15 protein-coding genes, 1 tRNA gene and 1 pseudogene are annotated in these 15,691 nt (G+C 64.2%); 5 read left to right on the top strand and 12 right to left on the bottom strand.

Translation table 11 applies throughout. The features are described from left to right. Positions 1–104 precede the first annotated feature (104 nt). The 6 genes from panB to hda form a co-directional block, all read right to left on the bottom strand. Positions 105–920 carry a 3-methyl-2-oxobutanoate hydroxymethyltransferase gene (panB, locus tag BG57_RS06365; RefSeq protein ID WP_035961424.1) on the bottom strand — a complete coding sequence of 272 codons (816 nt, stop codon included), beginning with the start codon at positions 918–920 and terminating at the stop codon, positions 105–107. A 40-nt stretch (positions 921–960) separates the two neighbouring features. Continuing rightward, a complete protein-coding gene (locus BG57_RS06360) occupies positions 961–1,641 on the bottom strand; it encodes a deoxynucleoside kinase (protein WP_035961422.1) in 681 nt (226 codons plus the stop codon). After that, positions 1,638–2,174, bottom strand: coding sequence for a 2-amino-4-hydroxy-6-hydroxymethyldihydropteridine diphosphokinase (folK, locus tag BG57_RS06355; RefSeq protein ID WP_035961421.1), 537 nt, complete (start codon positions 2,172–2,174; stop codon positions 1,638–1,640). The genes BG57_RS06360 and folK overlap by 4 nt, the downstream gene beginning before the upstream one ends. 100 nt (positions 2,175–2,274) lie before the next feature. Next, positions 2,275–3,885, bottom strand: coding sequence for a polynucleotide adenylyltransferase PcnB (pcnB, locus tag BG57_RS06350; protein ID WP_035961418.1), 1,611 nt, complete (start codon positions 3,883–3,885; stop codon positions 2,275–2,277). Continuing rightward, entirely contained in the window at positions 3,878–4,564 is a 687-nt protein-coding gene (locus tag BG57_RS06345; RefSeq protein WP_035961414.1) for a histidinol-phosphatase, read from the bottom strand. The genes pcnB and BG57_RS06345 overlap by 8 nt, the downstream gene beginning before the upstream one ends. Before the next feature lie 11 nt (positions 4,565–4,575). After that, positions 4,576–5,364, bottom strand: coding sequence for a DnaA regulatory inactivator Hda (gene hda / locus BG57_RS06340; protein WP_035961410.1), 789 nt, complete (start codon positions 5,362–5,364; stop codon positions 4,576–4,578). Between the two features lie 241 nt (positions 5,365–5,605). Between hda and purM the strand changes: the two genes are divergently transcribed. Next, positions 5,606–6,673, top strand: coding sequence for a phosphoribosylformylglycinamidine cyclo-ligase (gene purM, locus BG57_RS06330; protein WP_035961404.1), 1,068 nt, complete (start codon positions 5,606–5,608; stop codon positions 6,671–6,673). A 72-nt stretch (positions 6,674–6,745) separates the two neighbouring features. Here purM and BG57_RS31460 read toward each other — a convergent pair. The 3 genes and pseudogenes from BG57_RS31460 to mutL all read right to left on the bottom strand — a co-directional run. Continuing rightward, positions 6,746–6,868: pseudogene (locus tag BG57_RS31460) on the bottom strand (HepT-like ribonuclease domain-containing protein); the annotation flags it as partial. Between the two features lie 2 nt (positions 6,869–6,870). Further along, entirely contained in the window at positions 6,871–7,818 is a 948-nt protein-coding gene (miaA, locus tag BG57_RS06320) for a tRNA (adenosine(37)-N6)-dimethylallyltransferase MiaA (protein WP_035961400.1), read from the bottom strand. After that, entirely contained in the window at positions 7,815–9,770 is a 1,956-nt protein-coding gene (gene mutL / locus BG57_RS06315) for a DNA mismatch repair endonuclease MutL (RefSeq protein WP_035961397.1), read from the bottom strand. The genes miaA and mutL overlap by 4 nt, the downstream gene beginning before the upstream one ends. 188 nt (positions 9,771–9,958) lie before the next feature. On the opposite strand from mutL, the gene BG57_RS06310 reads away from it, so the two are divergent. Next, positions 9,959–10,618: a VTT domain-containing protein gene (locus BG57_RS06310; protein ID WP_035961389.1), complete on the top strand. Its 660-nt coding sequence runs from the start codon at positions 9,959–9,961 to the stop codon at positions 10,616–10,618. A gap of 63 nt (positions 10,619–10,681) precedes the next feature. Here the strand turns inward: BG57_RS06310 and BG57_RS06305 are convergent, their stop codons facing one another. Continuing rightward, a complete protein-coding gene (locus BG57_RS06305; RefSeq protein ID WP_075583097.1) occupies positions 10,682–10,933 on the bottom strand; it encodes a GlsB/YeaQ/YmgE family stress response membrane protein in 252 nt (83 codons plus the stop codon). A gap of 561 nt (positions 10,934–11,494) precedes the next feature. Here BG57_RS06305 and BG57_RS06300 point away from each other — a divergent pair. The 3 genes from BG57_RS06300 to BG57_RS06290 are packed head-to-tail and all read left to right on the top strand — an operon-like array spanning position 11,495 to position 13,392. Next, the gene (locus BG57_RS06300; RefSeq protein WP_035961380.1) at positions 11,495–12,391 is read left to right on the top strand and encodes a peptidoglycan DD-metalloendopeptidase family protein; all 897 of its coding nucleotides are present in this window, start codon (positions 11,495–11,497) and stop codon (positions 12,389–12,391) included. Between the two features lie 24 nt (positions 12,392–12,415). After that, positions 12,416–12,976 (top strand): outer membrane protein assembly factor BamE domain-containing protein, encoded by a 561-nt coding sequence (bamE, locus tag BG57_RS06295; RefSeq protein WP_035961374.1) that lies wholly within the window; start codon positions 12,416–12,418, stop codon positions 12,974–12,976. A gap of 29 nt (positions 12,977–13,005) precedes the next feature. Then, positions 13,006–13,392 carry a hypothetical protein gene (locus BG57_RS06290; RefSeq protein ID WP_035961367.1) on the top strand — a complete coding sequence of 129 codons (387 nt, stop codon included), beginning with the start codon at positions 13,006–13,008 and terminating at the stop codon, positions 13,390–13,392. Positions 13,393–13,779: 387 nt separating this feature from the next. Here the strand turns inward: BG57_RS06290 and BG57_RS06285 are convergent. Both BG57_RS06285 and BG57_RS06280 read right to left on the bottom strand, forming a co-directional pair. Further along, a tRNA-Met gene (locus BG57_RS06285) sits at positions 13,780–13,856 on the bottom strand. A 94-nt stretch (positions 13,857–13,950) separates the two neighbouring features. Then, positions 13,951–15,609: an MFS transporter gene (locus BG57_RS06280; protein WP_035961362.1), complete on the bottom strand. Its 1,659-nt coding sequence runs from the start codon at positions 15,607–15,609 to the stop codon at positions 13,951–13,953. Positions 15,610–15,691 lie beyond the last annotated feature (82 nt).

Raw genomic sequence — 15,691 nt, 5'->3', positions numbered from 1 at the left:
GTTTTCGGAAAGACGTTTTCGAACGCTAGTGTGCAAGAACCTCGCCCGTGCAGTATGTACGAGAAAGCGCAGACCCGCTACGGGCCGCGCCGGCCTGATGCCGATCAGAACGTATGCTCGGGACCGGGGAAACTGCCGTCCCTGACCGCGTGCACGTAGGCTTCGACGGCGGCGAAAATGCTCGGCTGGCCTTGCATGAAATCTTTCACGAAGCGCGGACGCTTGCCGTGAAAAACGCCCAGCATGTCGTGCAGCACCAGCACCTGACCCGAACAATCGATGCCCGCGCCAATCCCGATCGTCGGGATCACGAGCTTCGCGGTGACATCGCGTGCGAGCAGCGTCGGTACCGCTTCGATCACGAGCAACTGCGCGCCCGCATCCTGCAGCGCGAGGGCGTCGCGCCGCATCTGTTCGGCGGCTGCATCCGTCTTGCCTTGCACCTTGAAGCCGCCGAACGCATGCACGGATTGCGGCGTGAGTCCCACGTGGCCGCATACCGGAATCGAGCGCTCGACGAGAAAGCGCACGGTTTCCGCGAGCCATTCGCCGCCTTCGATCTTCACCATCTGCGCGCCGGCGCGCATCAGCCTGACGGCGTTGGCATACGTCTCTTCGCGCGATCCGATGGTGCCGAACGGCATGTCAGCGACGATCAGCGCGCTCTTGTTGCCGCGCGCCACCGATGCCGTGTGATACGCGATGTCGTCGAGCGTGACGGGCAGCGTCGTGCTGTGCCCTTGAAGCACGTTGCCGAGCGAATCGCCGATCAGCATCACGTCGACGCCCGCGCGATCCAGCAGCGCGGCGAAGCTCGCGTCGTAACACGTCAGCATGACGATGCGTTCGCCCGCCTCGCGCATGGCTTGCAGCTTCGGGACGGTGATCGTCGAGCGGCTCGTTTCCTGCAGATACGTCATGATTTTTTCGCTGAATATGGCGCGAGCATCGAGCCTAAGCTCAGACCGACACGCCTTTGACAAAGAATTCCTTGCGCCCGCGCATGGTCTCGATGCGCTCGACGAGCAGCGCGAGATCCTCGTCCGACGCGACCGGGTTCAGATGCTCGGCGTTGACCGTGAGCAGCGGCGTCGCGTCATAGTGATAGAAGAAGTCGTTATAAGCATCGGTGAGCGCGCGCAGATACGAATCGGAGATTTGCAGCTCCATCGGCAGCGCGCGTTTCTGAATGCGCGAGAACAGCACTTCGGGACTGGCCTGCAAATAAACGACCAGATCCGGCGCGGGCGCGCTCGCGCCGATGCGCGAAGCAATGTCGCCGTACAACTGGAACTCGTCGTCGGGCAGCGTGAGGCGCGCGAAGAGATCGCTTTTCTGCGTGATGAAGTCCGCGATCATCGGCGTATTGTGCGTGAGCATCTCCGCGACTTCGCGCGTTTGCGCCACGCGTTGCAGCGCGAAGCTGAGTTGCGTCGAGAGCGCATGCCGCGTGGTGTCGCGATAGAAACGCTCGAGGAAAGGATTGTCCTGCGGACGCTCGAACAGCGTGCGCATCGACCAGCGTTCGGCGAGCAGCGTCGCGAGCGTGGTCTTGCCGACGCCAATCGGCCCTTCGATCGCAATGTAACGGTGCGGCGGCCGCAGTTGCGGCGCGGTCACGGTGAGTGGCGGAGCGCTCATCGGCAAATGGTCTTGTTGTTGGTGGCGGGAGAAGCGCCGAACGCGAGGCACTGACACGTCGCGACTCTTTCGATGCGTTGATCGGCGACCGCCGCGACGAACGCATCGGCGCGGCCGCGCTGCGGAATGATGAGATCGGGTTCGAGCTCGACGAGCGGCACCAGCACGAAAGCGCGCTCAGTCATGCGCGGATGCGGCACGACGAGATCCATCTCGTCGATGCTCGACGCGCCGTACAGCAGGATATCGAGATCCAACGTGCGCGGCGCGTTGCGATACGGCCGCTCGCGCCCGAACTGTTCCTCGATGACGTGACACAGACGCAGGAGCGCACGGGCGGGAAGCGTCGTTTCGAGCTTGACGACGCAATTGAAGTAATCGTCGCCGGAGGAATCGATCGGCGCGGTGCGGTACAGGCTCGATTTCGCGAGCACGGTGATCGTGTGCTGCTGCGCGAGACACACGACTGCGTCTTTCAAGGTCTGGCGCGCATCGCCGAGATTCGCTCCGAGGCCCAGATATGCAATCGTCATGGCGGTCGTCCTACGGGTAGGTCTTGGGCGATAAGCCGGTGAGACCCAGGCACGCTGCCCGGGTGCAAACCTTCAGCCGCTACTGTAGCGAAAACCGGCTTTATTCGTTGTCTGAGCCTTCGCCCCTTCCGCCGTTTCTTCTTTCTGCGCTGGTTTGTTCGGCGCCGCTCACAGACGACGCTTGCGCCTCGGTCGCGACACCCAGTTCAGCGGCTTCGCCCGTCTTGCGCTTCGCATTGCTGCGACGGCGGCGCTTCTTGGGCGCGTTGTGGTCCTTGCCGCCTTGCGCCAGCAGCGTTTCGCGCTGTGCGTGGTCGCTTTCGATGAAGTCGGTCCACCATTGTCCGACTTCCGCATCCAGTTCGCCCGACTCGCAACGCAGCAGCAAGAAATCATAACCCGCCCTGAATCGCGGGTGTTCCAGCAGCTTCAGCGCGCTGCGGCCGCGCTTTTCCAGCCGATGCTGCAAGCCCCAGATTTCGCGCATGTCGGCGGAATAGCGCTTGTGGATGGCGAGCTTCTCGGTCTGCATTTCGAGGACGTCGTCCATCGCGCGATGCAGCGCCGGCACCGGAAATTCGCCCGCGCCGGTGTACTTCTGCCAGCGCGTCTGCACGTCGTGCCACAGCAGTGTCGCAAAGAGGAAACTCGGCGACACGGGCTTGCCGGCGCGCACGCGCTCGTCGGTGCTGGTGAGTGCGAGCGTGACGAACTTCTCGCCATGCGGCTGTTCGAGCACGACATCGAGCAAGGGCAATACGCCGTGATGCAAGCCTTCCTGACGCAAGCGCGTGAGGCACGCGAGCGCGTGGCCCGACAACAGCAGCTTCAGCATTTCGTCGAAGAGACGCGCGGCCGGTACGTTGTCCATCAGGTCCGCGAGTTCCTTGATCGGCGCGCGCGTGGCTTCGTCGATCTCGAAGCCGAGCTTCGCCGCGAAGCGCACGACGCGCAGCATCCGCACCGGATCTTCGCGATAGCGCGTGGCCGGATCGCCGATCATGCGCAACAGGCGCGCGCGGATATCGGCCATGCCGTCGTGATAATCCAGCACGGTTTGCGTGGCCGGATCGTAGTACATCGCGTTGATCGTGAAGTCGCGGCGCGTGGCGTCTTCGTGCTGCTCGCCCCAGACGTTGTCGCGCAGCACGCGGCCGGACGCATCGACGGCGTGCGTGCGCATGTCGAGCTCGCCGCGCCGGTAGCGCCGCGGCGGTTCGGCGGCAGGCGCGGGCGGCGGGGTATCGACGAGCGCGCGGAACGTCGATGTTTCGATGATTTCCTGCCCGAACTGCACGTGCACGATCTGAAAGCGCCGCCCGATGATGCGCGCGCGCCGGAAGAGCCGCTGCACTTCGTCGGGCGTGGCGTCGGTGGCGACGTCGAAATCTTTCGGCGCGACGCCGAGCAGCAGATCGCGAACCGCGCCGCCGACGATGAACGCGCGATGCCCCGCTTGCTGCAGGCCATCGGTGACGCGCATCGCGTTCTTCGAGATCAGCGACTGGTCGATGCCGTGAATCTCCGACGACAGGATCACCGGGACGCTCGGATCGCGCTTCACGGGCGCGGCGGCTTTCTTGCGCGGAACGCGCACGGTCTTGCGGGCGGACTTCGTTTCGGCCTGTGCGGTTGCCGTGTCGTTCGAAGCGCTTTCCTGGGATTCGGCGCTCTCTTGTCCGAACAGCTTGCGGATGAGTTTTTTAATCACGTGTATCGAAGAGGTTCAGGATGCGCCAGCCTTTGGCTTGCGCGTGCGCGCGCAAGGTGTCGTCGGGATTGGTCGCGACCGGGTCGGTGACGCGCTCGAGAAGCGGGATGTCGTTGTGCGAGTCGCTATAGAAATAGCTGCGCTTGAAGTCGCCGATCGTCTTGCCGAGCGACGCGAGCCATTCCTCGACGCGCACGATCTTGCCTTCGCGATAGCTCGGTGTTCCGCGCGGCCGTCCGGTGAACGCGCCGTGCGGATGATCGTCGACGGTTTCGACTTCGCACGCGATCAGTGTTTCGATGCCGAACGCCTCCGCGATCGGCGCCGTGATGAACGCATTCGTCGCGGTGACGAGACAGCAGAGATCGCCGTTGTCCTGGTGCTCGCGCACGAGCGTGACCGCGGCGGGCACGATGCGCGGATTGATGATCTCGTGCATGAACTGCGCGTGCCAGTCGGCGAGCTGCTCGCGGGAGTACTTCGACAGCGGCGCGAGCATCGCATGCAGATACGCGTTGATGTCGAGCACGCCGGCCTTGTAATCGGCGTAAAAGGCGTCGTTCTGACGCGCGAATTCGGTCGGATCGACGATGCCCAGCTTCACCATGAAGCGGCCCCATTCGTGGTCGCTGTCGGTGGGCAGGAGCGTGTGATCGAGATCAAAAAGGGCGAGGTTCATGGGGACGCATTCTACTTGAAGCGGCTGCCCGCGTTGTCGGGCGCGGCGCAGGCGGAGCCGGGATCGTCCGGTTCGTGCGGTTCCGGCGGCGCGACGGCGGCAAGCGGCGGCACCGGCCCGGTCTGCGCGAGCATCGTGCGCAGGAGCGATCGCGTGACCGCGCGTTTCTGCTCGAGCGAGAAGCGGTCGAGGTCGTCGAAGAGCACCATCAGGCTCGGCATGTCGCGCCGGAAATGCGTGAGCAGATAGGCGGGAACGTCTTCCGCCAGCACGATGCCGCGCTCGTGGGCTGCGTGCTTCAGCACGGCCGCCTTCGCCTCGTCGGTCAGCGGCATCAGATGGAAGACGAGTCCCCAGCCGAGGCGCGTGCGCAAGTCTTCGCGCACGCCGAGCGTGATCGGCGCGGCGTTGCCGGCGGCGACGAGCGCGCTTGTCGGATGCGCGCGGCATTCGTTGAAGAGATTGAACAGCGCGATTTGCTGCGGGGCGGAGAGGCGGTCGCAATCGTCGACCGCGTACAGCGCCACTTCGGGATCGAAGCCGAATGCGTTGAGCGCGCTTTGCGGGCTCAGGTAGCGCGCGCGGCCGCTCGCTTCATGGACGAGCGCATGCAGAAGATGACTGCGCCCGCTGCCCGGCTCGCCCCACAGATAGAACGAGCGGTCCGCGACCGGGCCGGCCGCGAGTGCGCCTTCGAGTCCGCGCAGCCGCGTGACCAGTTCGTGGTTGCCGGCGGCGAAGAAATTGTCGAAGGTGGCGGGCGGCGGGGTGCCGAGGTCGAGCGTCAGTTGGCGTTGCACGGGGAATGGATGTCGTCGGGCTGCATCGAAGAGCTGCGTTTTCTCGAAAAAGCGCGGGCGCGTGAGCCGTTTCGCGCGGCGCCTGTTGCTGCCGTCGATTGCGCGCTCAGGTGCGGCGCTTCCTGCTGCGGCCGCAATCTCGAAAAGGGTGCAGTCGCGCTGCGGGAAAACCAGCCGGCCGACCGTCGCCGGTTCATCATCGGGTAAAATCGCATTTTACCGACCTTCTTGCGCTCCCCCCATGAATCAACCGAAATCCGCCTCGAATCCTGCCGATTCGACTCAAGGTTTGTCGTACCGCGACGCGGGCGTCGACATCGACGCGGGCGACGCGCTCGTCGACCGCATCAAGCCGTTTGCCAAGAAGACCTTGCGCGAGGGCGTGCTGGGCGGCATCGGCGGATTCGGCGCGCTGTTCGAATTGCCGAAGAAGTTCAAGGAGCCGGTGCTGGTGTCGGGCACGGACGGCGTGGGCACGAAGCTGCGTCTCGCGTTCGAATTGAACCGTCACGACACGGTCGGCCAGGATCTGGTCGCGATGAGCGTGAACGACATTCTCGTGCAGGGCGCGGAGCCGCTCTTCTTTCTCGACTATTTCGCGTGCGGCAAGCTCGATGTCGATACCGCCGCCGACGTGGTGAAGGGCATCGCGCAGGGCTGCGAATTCGCGGGTTGCGCGCTGATCGGCGGCGAGACGGCGGAAATGCCGGGTATGTATCCGGACGGCGAGTATGACCTCGCGGGTTTCGCGGTGGGCGCGGTCGAGAAGAGCAAGATTATCGACGGCAGCACGATCGTTCCCGGCGATGTCGTGCTCGGGCTGGCGTCGAGCGGCATCCATTCGAACGGTTACTCGCTCGTGCGCAAGATCATCGAGCGCGCGAATCCCGATCTGAACGCCGATTTCGATGGCCGTTCGCTCGCCGATGCGCTGATGGCGCCGACGCGCATTTATGTGAAGCCGCTGCTTTCGGCGATGCAAAGCGTCACCGTGAAGGGGATGGCGCATATCACGGGTGGCGGGCTTGTCGAGAACATTCCGCGTGTGCTGCGCGAAGGGCTGACGGCGGAGCTGGATCATCGTGCGTGGCCGCTGCCGCCGCTGTTCGCTTGGCTGCAAAAGCACGGCGGTGTGGCGGATGCGGAGATGCATCGCGTGTTCAATTGCGGTATCGGGATGGCGGTGATCGTCGCTGCCGAGGATGCCGATGCGGCCACCGGGCTGCTTTCCGCTGCAGGAGAGCAGGTCTGGAAGATTGGGGTGGTGCGGGAAAGCGGGGCAGGGGAGGCGCAGACGGTCGTTGTTTGATTGGGCCGTTGCTTCAACCGTAATGAAGACCCTCGCTCAGTGCGAGGGTTTTTTTTGGCCTTCGTTTGGCTGCTACTTCTCGTTGCCTGCCAGGACGCGCTCGAGTTCGGGAAGCGCCGTCTGTACGGTTTCCCAGACGATGTTTAGGTTCGTTTCGAAGTAACCGTGGGTCATGCGATTACGCATGCCGCGCAGAGCTACGCCCCGACGATTCCTCGCACCGCCGCGACGGCCCGCCCCGTCGCATCCCCCGCACAGCAATCCACAACAATCCGCTCCGGCATTCCCCTGAGCCACGTCAATTGCCGCTTGCACAACTGCCGCGTCGCAAAGATTCCCTTGTCCCGCATTTCGTCATAGCCCGTCGCACCGTCGAGATACTCCCAGGCCTGCCGATAGCCGACGCATCGCATCGACGGCATCGACAGATCCAGATCGCCGCGCGCCCGCAGGCGCTTCACTTCGTCGATGAAACCGCCCGCCAGCATCGTATCGAAGCGCGCGGCAATACGCGCGTGCAGCACCGCCCGGTCCGACGGCTCCAGCGCAACCGGCACGAAGCGATACGGCGCCTCATCGTCCACGACGCGCGGCGCGGCGAGCAGCGCGGACATCGGCTGGCCGGACAGCATGAACACTTCCAGCGCGCGCTGGATGCGCTGCGAATCGTTGGGCGCGAGCCGCGCCGCCGTTTGCGGATCGACCGATGCCAGCCGCGCGTGCAAAGCGGGCCAGCCCTCGCGCGCGGCGTCGGCGTCGAGGGCGGCGCGGGTGCCGGCATCGGCGGATGGCAGATCGTTCAGACCTTGCGTGAGCGCCTTGTAATACAACATCGTTCCGCCGACCAGCAACGGCACATGACCTCGCGCGACGATCTCGCCCGTGAGCCGCAGCGCGTCCGCGCGAAACTGCGCGGCGGAGTACGAGCCGGCCGGATCGACGATGTCGATCAGATGATGCCGCGCCGCCGCGCGCTCGTCGGCAGTGGGCTTGGCGGTGCCGATATCCATCTCGCGATAGACGAGCGCCGAATCGACACTGACGATCTCCACCGGCCGTGCCGATGCCGCCGCGAACGCCAGCGCCGCCGCGGTTTTCCCGGACGCTGTCGGGCCGAGCAGACAGGCTATCGATACGGCGCTCATTGTCCGCGCATGAAGAGGCGGTCGAGGTCCGCGAGCGTGAGCTGATACCACGTGGGGCGGCCGTGATTGCATTGGTCGGCGCGCTCGGTGGCTTCCATCTGGCGCAAGAGCGCGTTCATTTCGTCGAGCGTGAGCCGGCGATTCGCCCGCACCGCATGATGGCAGGCAAGCGTACCGAGCAGTTCGTGCTGGCGCTCGGTCAGTACGCGCGATCCGCCGAACGCGTGCAGATCGGCCAGCACCGCGCGAGCCAGCGAGGGCAGATCCGCGTCCTTCAGCAACGCAGGCACCGCGCGAATCGCGATCGATGTCGGCGATAGCACCGCGAGATCGAAGCCGAGCGCGTCGAGCGTCTCCCGCTCTTCATCGACGATGCCGATTTCCACCGGATCAGCCGTCGTCGATACGGGAATCAGCAACGGCTGCACCGCGATCGCGCGATCGGCCAGCGCGTGCTTGAACTGTTCGTAGAGGATGCGCTCGTGCGCCGCGTGCATGTCGACGATGATGAGTCCGCGCGCGTTCTGCGCAAGCACGTAAATGCCGTGAATCTGCCCGATGGCGAAGCCGAGCGGCTGCTCGTCCGATTGCGGCAAAGTGGCGTAGGCGGGCGCGGCGTCGCTGGCCCATGCTTCGGGCGCAGCCGTCGTCGCGGCGTTCGATTCCTTGCGCCCGAAGAGCGCGTCGTAAAGCGCGAGCGGTTGCGCCACCGGCAGCGTGCCTTGCGTCATGCGCGACTGGCGCAGCCAGGTCGTGCCGTTCTCGCTTTGCGGCTGCATCGGTTGAGCATGGAATTGCGACTGCGGCGCGCTCGTCGCCGACAGCGGACGCGCGCTGAAGGACGCGACGCCGGTCGGCTGCAACCGCGCTTCATGCCCGCCCGATGTGGTCTCCGGCGACGCGCCCGCATGCCGCGCCAGCGCCCGTTGCACCGTATGGAAGACGTACTGGTGAATCGAGCGCGAGTCGCGGAAACGCACTTCGATCTTCGACGGATGCACGTTCACGTCCACCGATTCCGGCGGCAGATCGAGGAACAGCACATACGCGGGATAGCGATTGCCGTGCAGCACGTCCTCGTACGCGGCGCGCACGGCGTGCGTGAGCAGCTTGTCGCGCACGAAGCGGCCATTGACGAAGAAATACTGCTGGTCGGCGCGGCCGCGGCTCGCGGTCGGCAGGCCTGCGCATCCGTAGACGGCGAGCGGCCCGGCGCGTTCCTCGAGCGGCAGATGCGACGTCTCGAACACTTCGCCCAGTATCTTCGCGACGCGCGTGCGCGGATCGCTCGCGTTCCAGTGCTCGACCGCCTTGCCGTTATGCATGACCGAAATGGCCACATCGGGACGGGCGAGCGCCATGCGGCGAATCACTTCCAGACAATGGCCCAGCTCGGTCTGTTCGCTCTTCAGGAACTTGCGGCGGGCGGGCGTGCTGAAGTACAGCTCGCGGACTTCCATCGTGGTCCCGACCGTACCCGCAGCGGGCGAAATAGCGCCCGTTTGCGCGTCGATGCGCGTGGCGTGCGGGCAATCGTCCGTGCGGCTCGTGATGAACAACTCGGCCACCGACGCGATCGACGCGATGGCCTCGCCACGAAAACCCAGCGTGGCGACGGCTTCGAGATCGGCGAGGGAGCGAATTTTGCTCGTCGCGTGGCGCATCAGCGCAAGGGGAAGCTCGTTCGGGGGAATGCCGCAGCCGTCATCGGTGATCACGATGCGCTTCACGCCGCCTTCGTCGAGCGTGATGCGCAGCGTACGCGCGCCGGCATCGAGCGCATTCTCCAGCAGTTCCTTGACGACCGAAGCCGGCCGCTCGACCACTTCGCCTGCCGCAATCTGGCTGATGAGCGGGTCGGGCAGCGGAGCGATGGCGCGCGAACGGGGCGCGCGATCGACGGTCAAAGCGGCTGCGAAAGCGCCGGCGGAGGGTTCGTTGGAGTCGGCCATGGCCAAATTATAACGATTCGCACCTGCCGGCCGCGCGCGCCGCTGGCCCAAACGCGCCATCGGATGGCGGCTGGATGCTCGCTTTTTAACGGACGCGGCCGGTCACTTCGGTATCATGGCGCGACCCCTTTGCTCCCCGCCGGCAGACGTCCTCGTCTGTTGGCAGCCAATTACTTCGAGGAACGCTTTTGGACACGCTGCTGCATTTCCTGGGACTCATTCTTCACATCGACAAGTCGCTCGGTGATTTCATCAACGTCTACGGTGCGTGGGTTTATGCGGTGCTGTTCCTGATCGTGTTTTGCGAGACTGGACTCGTCGTCTTCCCGTTCCTGCCGGGCGACTCGCTGCTTTTCATCGGCGGCGCGTTTGCGGCCACGCACGAGATGGATCTGGGCGCGCTGATCGTGCTGCTGCTCGTCGCGGCTATCGCGGGCAATACGGTGAATTACTGGATAGGGCGGGCCATCGGCCCGAGAGTATTCGATACCAACATCCCCGTGCTCGAGCGTTTTCTGGATCGCGCCGCGTTGCAGAAGACCCATAACTTCTATGAGCGTCACGGCGGCAAGACGATCGTGATCGCGCGTTTCGTGCCGGTGGTGCGGACCTTCGCGCCGTTCGTCGCGGGCGCATCGGCGATGAACGCGACGCGCTTTCAGCTCTTCAACGTGCTCGGCGCGGCAATCTGGGTGCTGCTGCTCGTGTTGCTCGGCTACTTCTTCGGCAACATTCCGTTCATTCGTCAGTATCTGAACGTGATCGTGCTCGTGGGCATCGGCGCGGCGATCGTGCCGATCGCCTTGGGCGCGTTGTGGAAAGTGAGCCGCCGCCGCTCGAAGGTGTGACAGCACGGCTGTGACGGGCGGGCCGGACGCAAGAGCGCCGGCCCGTCGAACCCCGATGGGTTTTTACCCGCGCTTGAAGAGGCGGATGACGAAGAGCAGCACGACCGCGCCGATGACGGCCGTCAGCAGCGAACCGAGCAGGCCGCCGCCCAGCGAGATGCCGATCTTCGTGAACAGCCAGTTGCCGACTACGCCGCCGACGATGCCGACGAGAATGTCCATCAACGCGCCGAAGCCGGTGCCGTTCATGATGAGCCCGGCCAGCCAGCCGGCGACACCGCCGATGACGATGCCAATAAAAAATCCGTGATGCAAGAGTTCCATGCGCGAGCACTCCAGGAATAAGGGAAATTGCAGGACGGCAGGAAGCTCCTGCATTCGAGCGAGGCGAATGTAGCCCAAAGTGCAGCGCGATAGTTTTGCAGAGTGTCAAGGATTGTCGATACGGCGCTCTGCAGGCCAATATGCCTATTCCTGGCTTTCGCGAGGCTTCTGCATGCGGCCTAAATGGAAGCGCGGCGCAAGCCAAACCGCCGCAGGCGTCGCAGGATGGACGAAATCGTTAAAATACTTAGAATCCCGAATGACGGCGCACGCATTGCCCTAAAGTGTCCGGTTTAGTTAACTTCGGCGAAGCGGGATCGTAATGTTTTATGCTGGCGGGTGTTCGTTCGAGCGCAGGCGCGAATGGTTGAAGGCGCGTGGTGCGCGCGTCGCCCTTACGGCGATGTCGGCCCTGGCGCTCGGCGTGCTGATGTCGGGGTGCGGCGTTGTTGGTTGTGTCGGCACGTCGGTGTATGGCATCGGCTTGACTGTGTGCTAGCCAGGCGGCTCACGCGGAAAGATTCAAGAGCTTGCAAGAGATAAAGTCAAAGCATGAGAAAGTGGGTGTCGATGCAAACAGGACTTTTTGGGCCGCGTCATCGGGCGGTCGTCGCGGGCATCGCGCTCGCGGCAGGCATGGCGGCGGTGACGAGCTTGACAGGATGCACGTCGACGCCAAGGTCGCCGGCGCCGATCGTCGAGAACACGACGCTCAGGACGCCGCCCGCCGTTGCGAGCGCGCCGAATAGCGCCGCGACGGCGGCATCGTCGGCGCCCGTCGCTCCGGGGTTCTATCGGGTGAAGCCGGGCGACACGCTATATGGCATCAGCCGGCTCTTCAAACAGAAGCCGGCGGACCTCGCCGCATGGAACTCGCTGACGGAGAGCAAGCAGGTGAACGTCGGGCAGGTTCTGCGTGTGGCGCCGCCGGGCGCAGCGGGCTCCGCGCCGGCAACGGCAACGGCTGCTGCTCCTTCTGCTGCTGGCGGGAAGGACTTGCCGCCGCTTATTGCGGCGCCCGCGAAGCCGGCCGCCGAAGCGCCGCCGGCGAAGACCGCCGAGGAGCATGCGTCCGCTGCGAAGGCTACGTTCGCGTGGCCGGCCAAGGGCGAAATCGTGCGCAAGTTCGGGGCGAGCGGCAGCAAGGGCATCGATATCGCCGGGAAGGTCGGTCAGCCGGTGAAGGCGGCGGCGTCCGGCAAGGTGGTCTATGCCGGCAGCGGGTTGCGGTCCTATGGGCGCATGATCATCGTCCGGCATAGCAACGATTATCTGACCGCGTACGCGTACAACGAAAAGCTGCTGGTCCGCGAGGGCGACAGCGTCAAGCAGGGCGCGACGATCGCGGACATGGGCACGGGCCCGGGCGGATCGGCAGTGCTGCATTTCGAAGTGAGGAAGTCCGGCGCTGCCGTCGATCCGGTGCCGTTGCTCGGCGCGGGCGGTTGAGTCGCACGAAGGAAGTCGAAACAAATGAAGAAGCTCTCGTTTGCCGCGCTCGTCGCGGCAGCCACGATTTCGCTGCTTGCCGGCTGCGATCAGCAACAAAGCGGAGATGCGATGAACAAGCTCAGCGCGTTCTTCAACTCGGTGAAGCCTGACACGCTGTTGCTGAAGGACCTGAAGCCGGGCGTCACGACCGAGGCGCAGATCCGCAGTCAGATGGGCGAGCCGGAAATGACGCGCACGTTCACGGACGGCTCGAAGCGGCTCGAATATCCGCGCGGCCCGGCGGGCACGAATACCTACATGGTGGACCTCGATCCGGACGGGCTGTTCGTCTCGGTGACGCAGGTGCTAACCGCGGAAAACTTCGCGAAGGTGCGGCCCGGCATGACCGAGGACGAGGTGCGCAGGCTGCTCGGCAAGCCCACGACCGTCGCCGCATACCGGTTGAAGCAGGAGCACGTGTGGAGCTGGCACTGGCTGGAAGACGGCGTCAATCGTGACGCCATGTTCAACGCGCACTTCGGGCCGGACGGCATCGTGGTGACGACGTCGCGTTCGGAGGCGGAAGGCGGCGGGCGGCATTGAGCGCGAGCGAGGTTTGAGGCCCTGGGGCGATGATCGACAAACACGACGGCAACATATTCCTGGCGCTGAGCGACGAGGCCTGGCGGTACCGGGAGCGCGCGGCGCGACAGGCGGACGACGAACCTTCCACGCATTGGGAGTGCACGCGCGGTCATCGCTGGGATCAATCGCTGGACATGGCGCAGAACATTCGCTGCATGAACTGCGCGGGGTATCGGCGGGAAAGCCAGACGAAGCAGGCGCGCGCGCTGGCCGAAGCGCGCGGCGGGACCTTGTTGTCGCATGGCTATGTGAACGCGATGACGCCGCTTACGTGGCAGTGCGCGTATGGCCATGTGTGGGACGCGCATGCTGACGTCGCGCAGCGTCGTTGGTGCGATGAATGTGCGCGGACGGTGTTTGCTCGTTATCGCTGATTCGCAGCAACGCGGCACGAGACAGGCGCGGGAAAAAGAAAAGCCGGCGATTCGCCGGCTTTGAGCTTCGTTGTCGGAGCGATGAGTTTTCGTCTGCTGCTCGTCGGGACGTTGGCAAAGACCTCCGCTGCACGCGCCCATCCTTTACCCACGGCTCGATCGAGCGCCGCCCTTCCTGTTGTGGTCTCTCGTGTGCGCGAACTGCTTGTTCCCCGGTGCGCAGGCAAAGTATCCGTCGGGCGGATTCGTATGAATGTACGGCGTCGAACGTTGTTTGCGAAGTCGGATTGAGCTTGCCGACGATACGTGTTCTGCGCCTTTGAAGCGCAGGTCGCAGACGACAAAAAAGCCGCTGTCCTTGTGGGAGCAGCGGCTTTTTCTTGAAGCTGGTGGCGAATCAGGGACTCGAACCCCGGACCTGCGGATTATGATTCCGTCGCTCTAACCAACTGAGCTAATTCGCCGAAAGAGACGAGATTATGGTGGGGCACGAAACGTCTGTCAACCCCCTTGCACGTAATTTCTTAACTGGCACGCGCAAGGGAGGGGACGCGAAACTCAGTCCTCGTGATAGACATTCGACTTGCGCGTGTCCTTCACGAACAGCATGCCGATCACGAACGTCCCAAGCGCGATCACGATGGGATACCACAGCCCCGAATAGATATCGCCCTTGGCCGCGACTATCGCGAACGCGGTGGCCGGCAGAAAGCCGCCGAACCAGCCATTGCCGATGTGATACGGCAGCGACATCGACGTATAGCGGATCCGCGCCGGAAACATCTCCACGAGCATCGCGGCAATCGGGCCGTAGACCATCGTCACGAAGATCACGAGGATTGTGAGGATGACGATCGCCATCGGCCAGTTGATGAGCGCCGGATCGGCCTTCGCCGGATAACCCGCGCTCTTCAGCGTGCCCGCCAGCGTCTTGTCGAACGTGGCGCCTTGCGCCTTCGCGTCGGCTGCCCGGCCGTCGTACGTATTCACCACCGTCTCGCCGACCTTGATCTGCGCAAGCGTCCCCGCCGGCGCAGCCACGTTCTGATAGTTGAGACCGGCCTTGGACAGCGCGCCCTTCGCGATATCGCACGAACTCGTGAACTTCGTGGTGCCGACCGGATTGAACTGGAACGAGCACTCGTCCGGATTCGCGATCACGACGATCGGCGACTTCTGCGTCGCGGTTTCGAGCGTGGGGTTCGTGTAATGGGCAAGCGCCTTGAACAGCGGGAAGAAGGACAGCGCGGCGATGAGACACCCGGCCATGATGATCGGCTTGCGCCCGATGCGATCCGACAGCGACCCGAAGAACACGAAGAACGGCGTGCCGATCAGAAGCGCTACGGCCACCATGATGTTCGCACTGGTGCCGTCGACCTTGAGCGTCTGCGTGAGGAAAAACAGCGAATAGAACTGGCCCGTATACCAGACGACCGCCTGGCCCGCCGTCAGACCGAACAGCGCGAGCAACACGATCTTCAGGTTCTTCCACTCGCCGAACGCTTCCTTGAGCGGCGCCTTCGACGTCTTGCCTTCCGCCTTGATGCGCTCGAACACCGGCGATTCGTGCAGCTTCATGCGAATCCACACCGACACCGCGAGCAGCAGAATCGACACGAGGAACGGAATGCGCCACGCCCACGCGCCGAACTGCTCTTCGCCGGTGATCGTGCGCACCGCCAGAATGACGACGAGCGAGATGAAGAGGCCGAGCGTCGCGGTCGTCTGAATCCACGCCGTCCACGCACCGCGCTTGTTCGATGGCGCGTGCTCCGCCACGTAAGTCGCCGCGCCGCCGTACTCGCCGCCGAGCGCGAGACCCTGCAGCAGCCGCATCGCGATGAAGATGATCGGAGCCGCGATGCCTATCGTCGCGTAACCGGGCAGGAAGCCGATCAGGAACGTCGACAGACCCATGATGACGATCGTCACGAGGAACGTGTACTTGCGGCCAACCATGTCGCCGAGCCGCCCGAACACGATCGCGCCGAACGGGCGCACGGCGAAGCCGGCCGCGAAGCCGAGCAGCGTGAAGATGAAGCCGGCTGTCGGATTGACGCCCGAGAAGAACGTCTTGCTGATGTAGATCGCCAGCGACCCGGCGAGATAGAAGTCGTACCACTCGAACACGGTCCCGAGCGACGAGGCGAAGATGACCTTCTTCTCCTCCGCCGTCATCGGTGCGTGCGAAACACGCCCTTCGATCGTAGCCATGAATCGTCTCCTGTTGTTTGCGTGTGTATTCGATTCCATCCGGAGCGCACGGGCAGCGCCGTCCAAAGATTATTGGAACGAA

This window comes from Caballeronia grimmiae, from assembly GCF_000698555.1.
Lineage (GTDB): Bacteria > Pseudomonadota > Gammaproteobacteria > Burkholderiales > Burkholderiaceae > Caballeronia > Caballeronia grimmiae.
The sequence above is the reverse complement of the archived record's forward strand: the minus strand, read 5'-3'. Positions and strand labels throughout refer to the sequence as shown.

What these genes read in the sequence shown, in the direction of transcription:
- panB (WP_035961424.1), bottom strand. Translation starts at nt 920, where the DNA reads ATGACGTATCTGCAGGAAACGAGCCGCTCGACGATCACCGTCCCGAAG.
- BG57_RS06360 (WP_035961422.1), bottom strand. Translation starts at nt 1,641, where the DNA reads ATGAGCGCTCCGCCACTCACCGTGACCGCGCCGCAACTGCGGCCGCCG.
- folK (WP_035961421.1), bottom strand. Translation starts at nt 2,174, where the DNA reads ATGACGATTGCATATCTGGGCCTCGGAGCGAATCTCGGCGATGCGCGC.
- BG57_RS06345 (WP_035961414.1), bottom strand. Translation starts at nt 4,564, where the DNA reads ATGAACCTCGCCCTTTTTGATCTCGATCACACGCTCCTGCCCACCGAC.
- purM (WP_035961404.1), top strand. Translation starts at nt 5,606, where the DNA reads ATGAATCAACCGAAATCCGCCTCGAATCCTGCCGATTCGACTCAAGGT.
- miaA (WP_035961400.1), bottom strand. Translation starts at nt 7,818, where the DNA reads ATGAGCGCCGTATCGATAGCCTGTCTGCTCGGCCCGACAGCGTCCGGG.
- mutL (WP_035961397.1), bottom strand. Translation starts at nt 9,770, where the DNA reads ATGGCCGACTCCAACGAACCCTCCGCCGGCGCTTTCGCAGCCGCTTTG.
- BG57_RS06300 (WP_035961380.1), top strand. Translation starts at nt 11,495, where the DNA reads ATGAGAAAGTGGGTGTCGATGCAAACAGGACTTTTTGGGCCGCGTCAT.
- bamE (WP_035961374.1), top strand. Translation starts at nt 12,416, where the DNA reads ATGAAGAAGCTCTCGTTTGCCGCGCTCGTCGCGGCAGCCACGATTTCG.
- BG57_RS06290 (WP_035961367.1), top strand. Translation starts at nt 13,006, where the DNA reads ATGATCGACAAACACGACGGCAACATATTCCTGGCGCTGAGCGACGAG.
- BG57_RS06280 (WP_035961362.1), bottom strand. Translation starts at nt 15,609, where the DNA reads ATGGCTACGATCGAAGGGCGTGTTTCGCACGCACCGATGACGGCGGAG.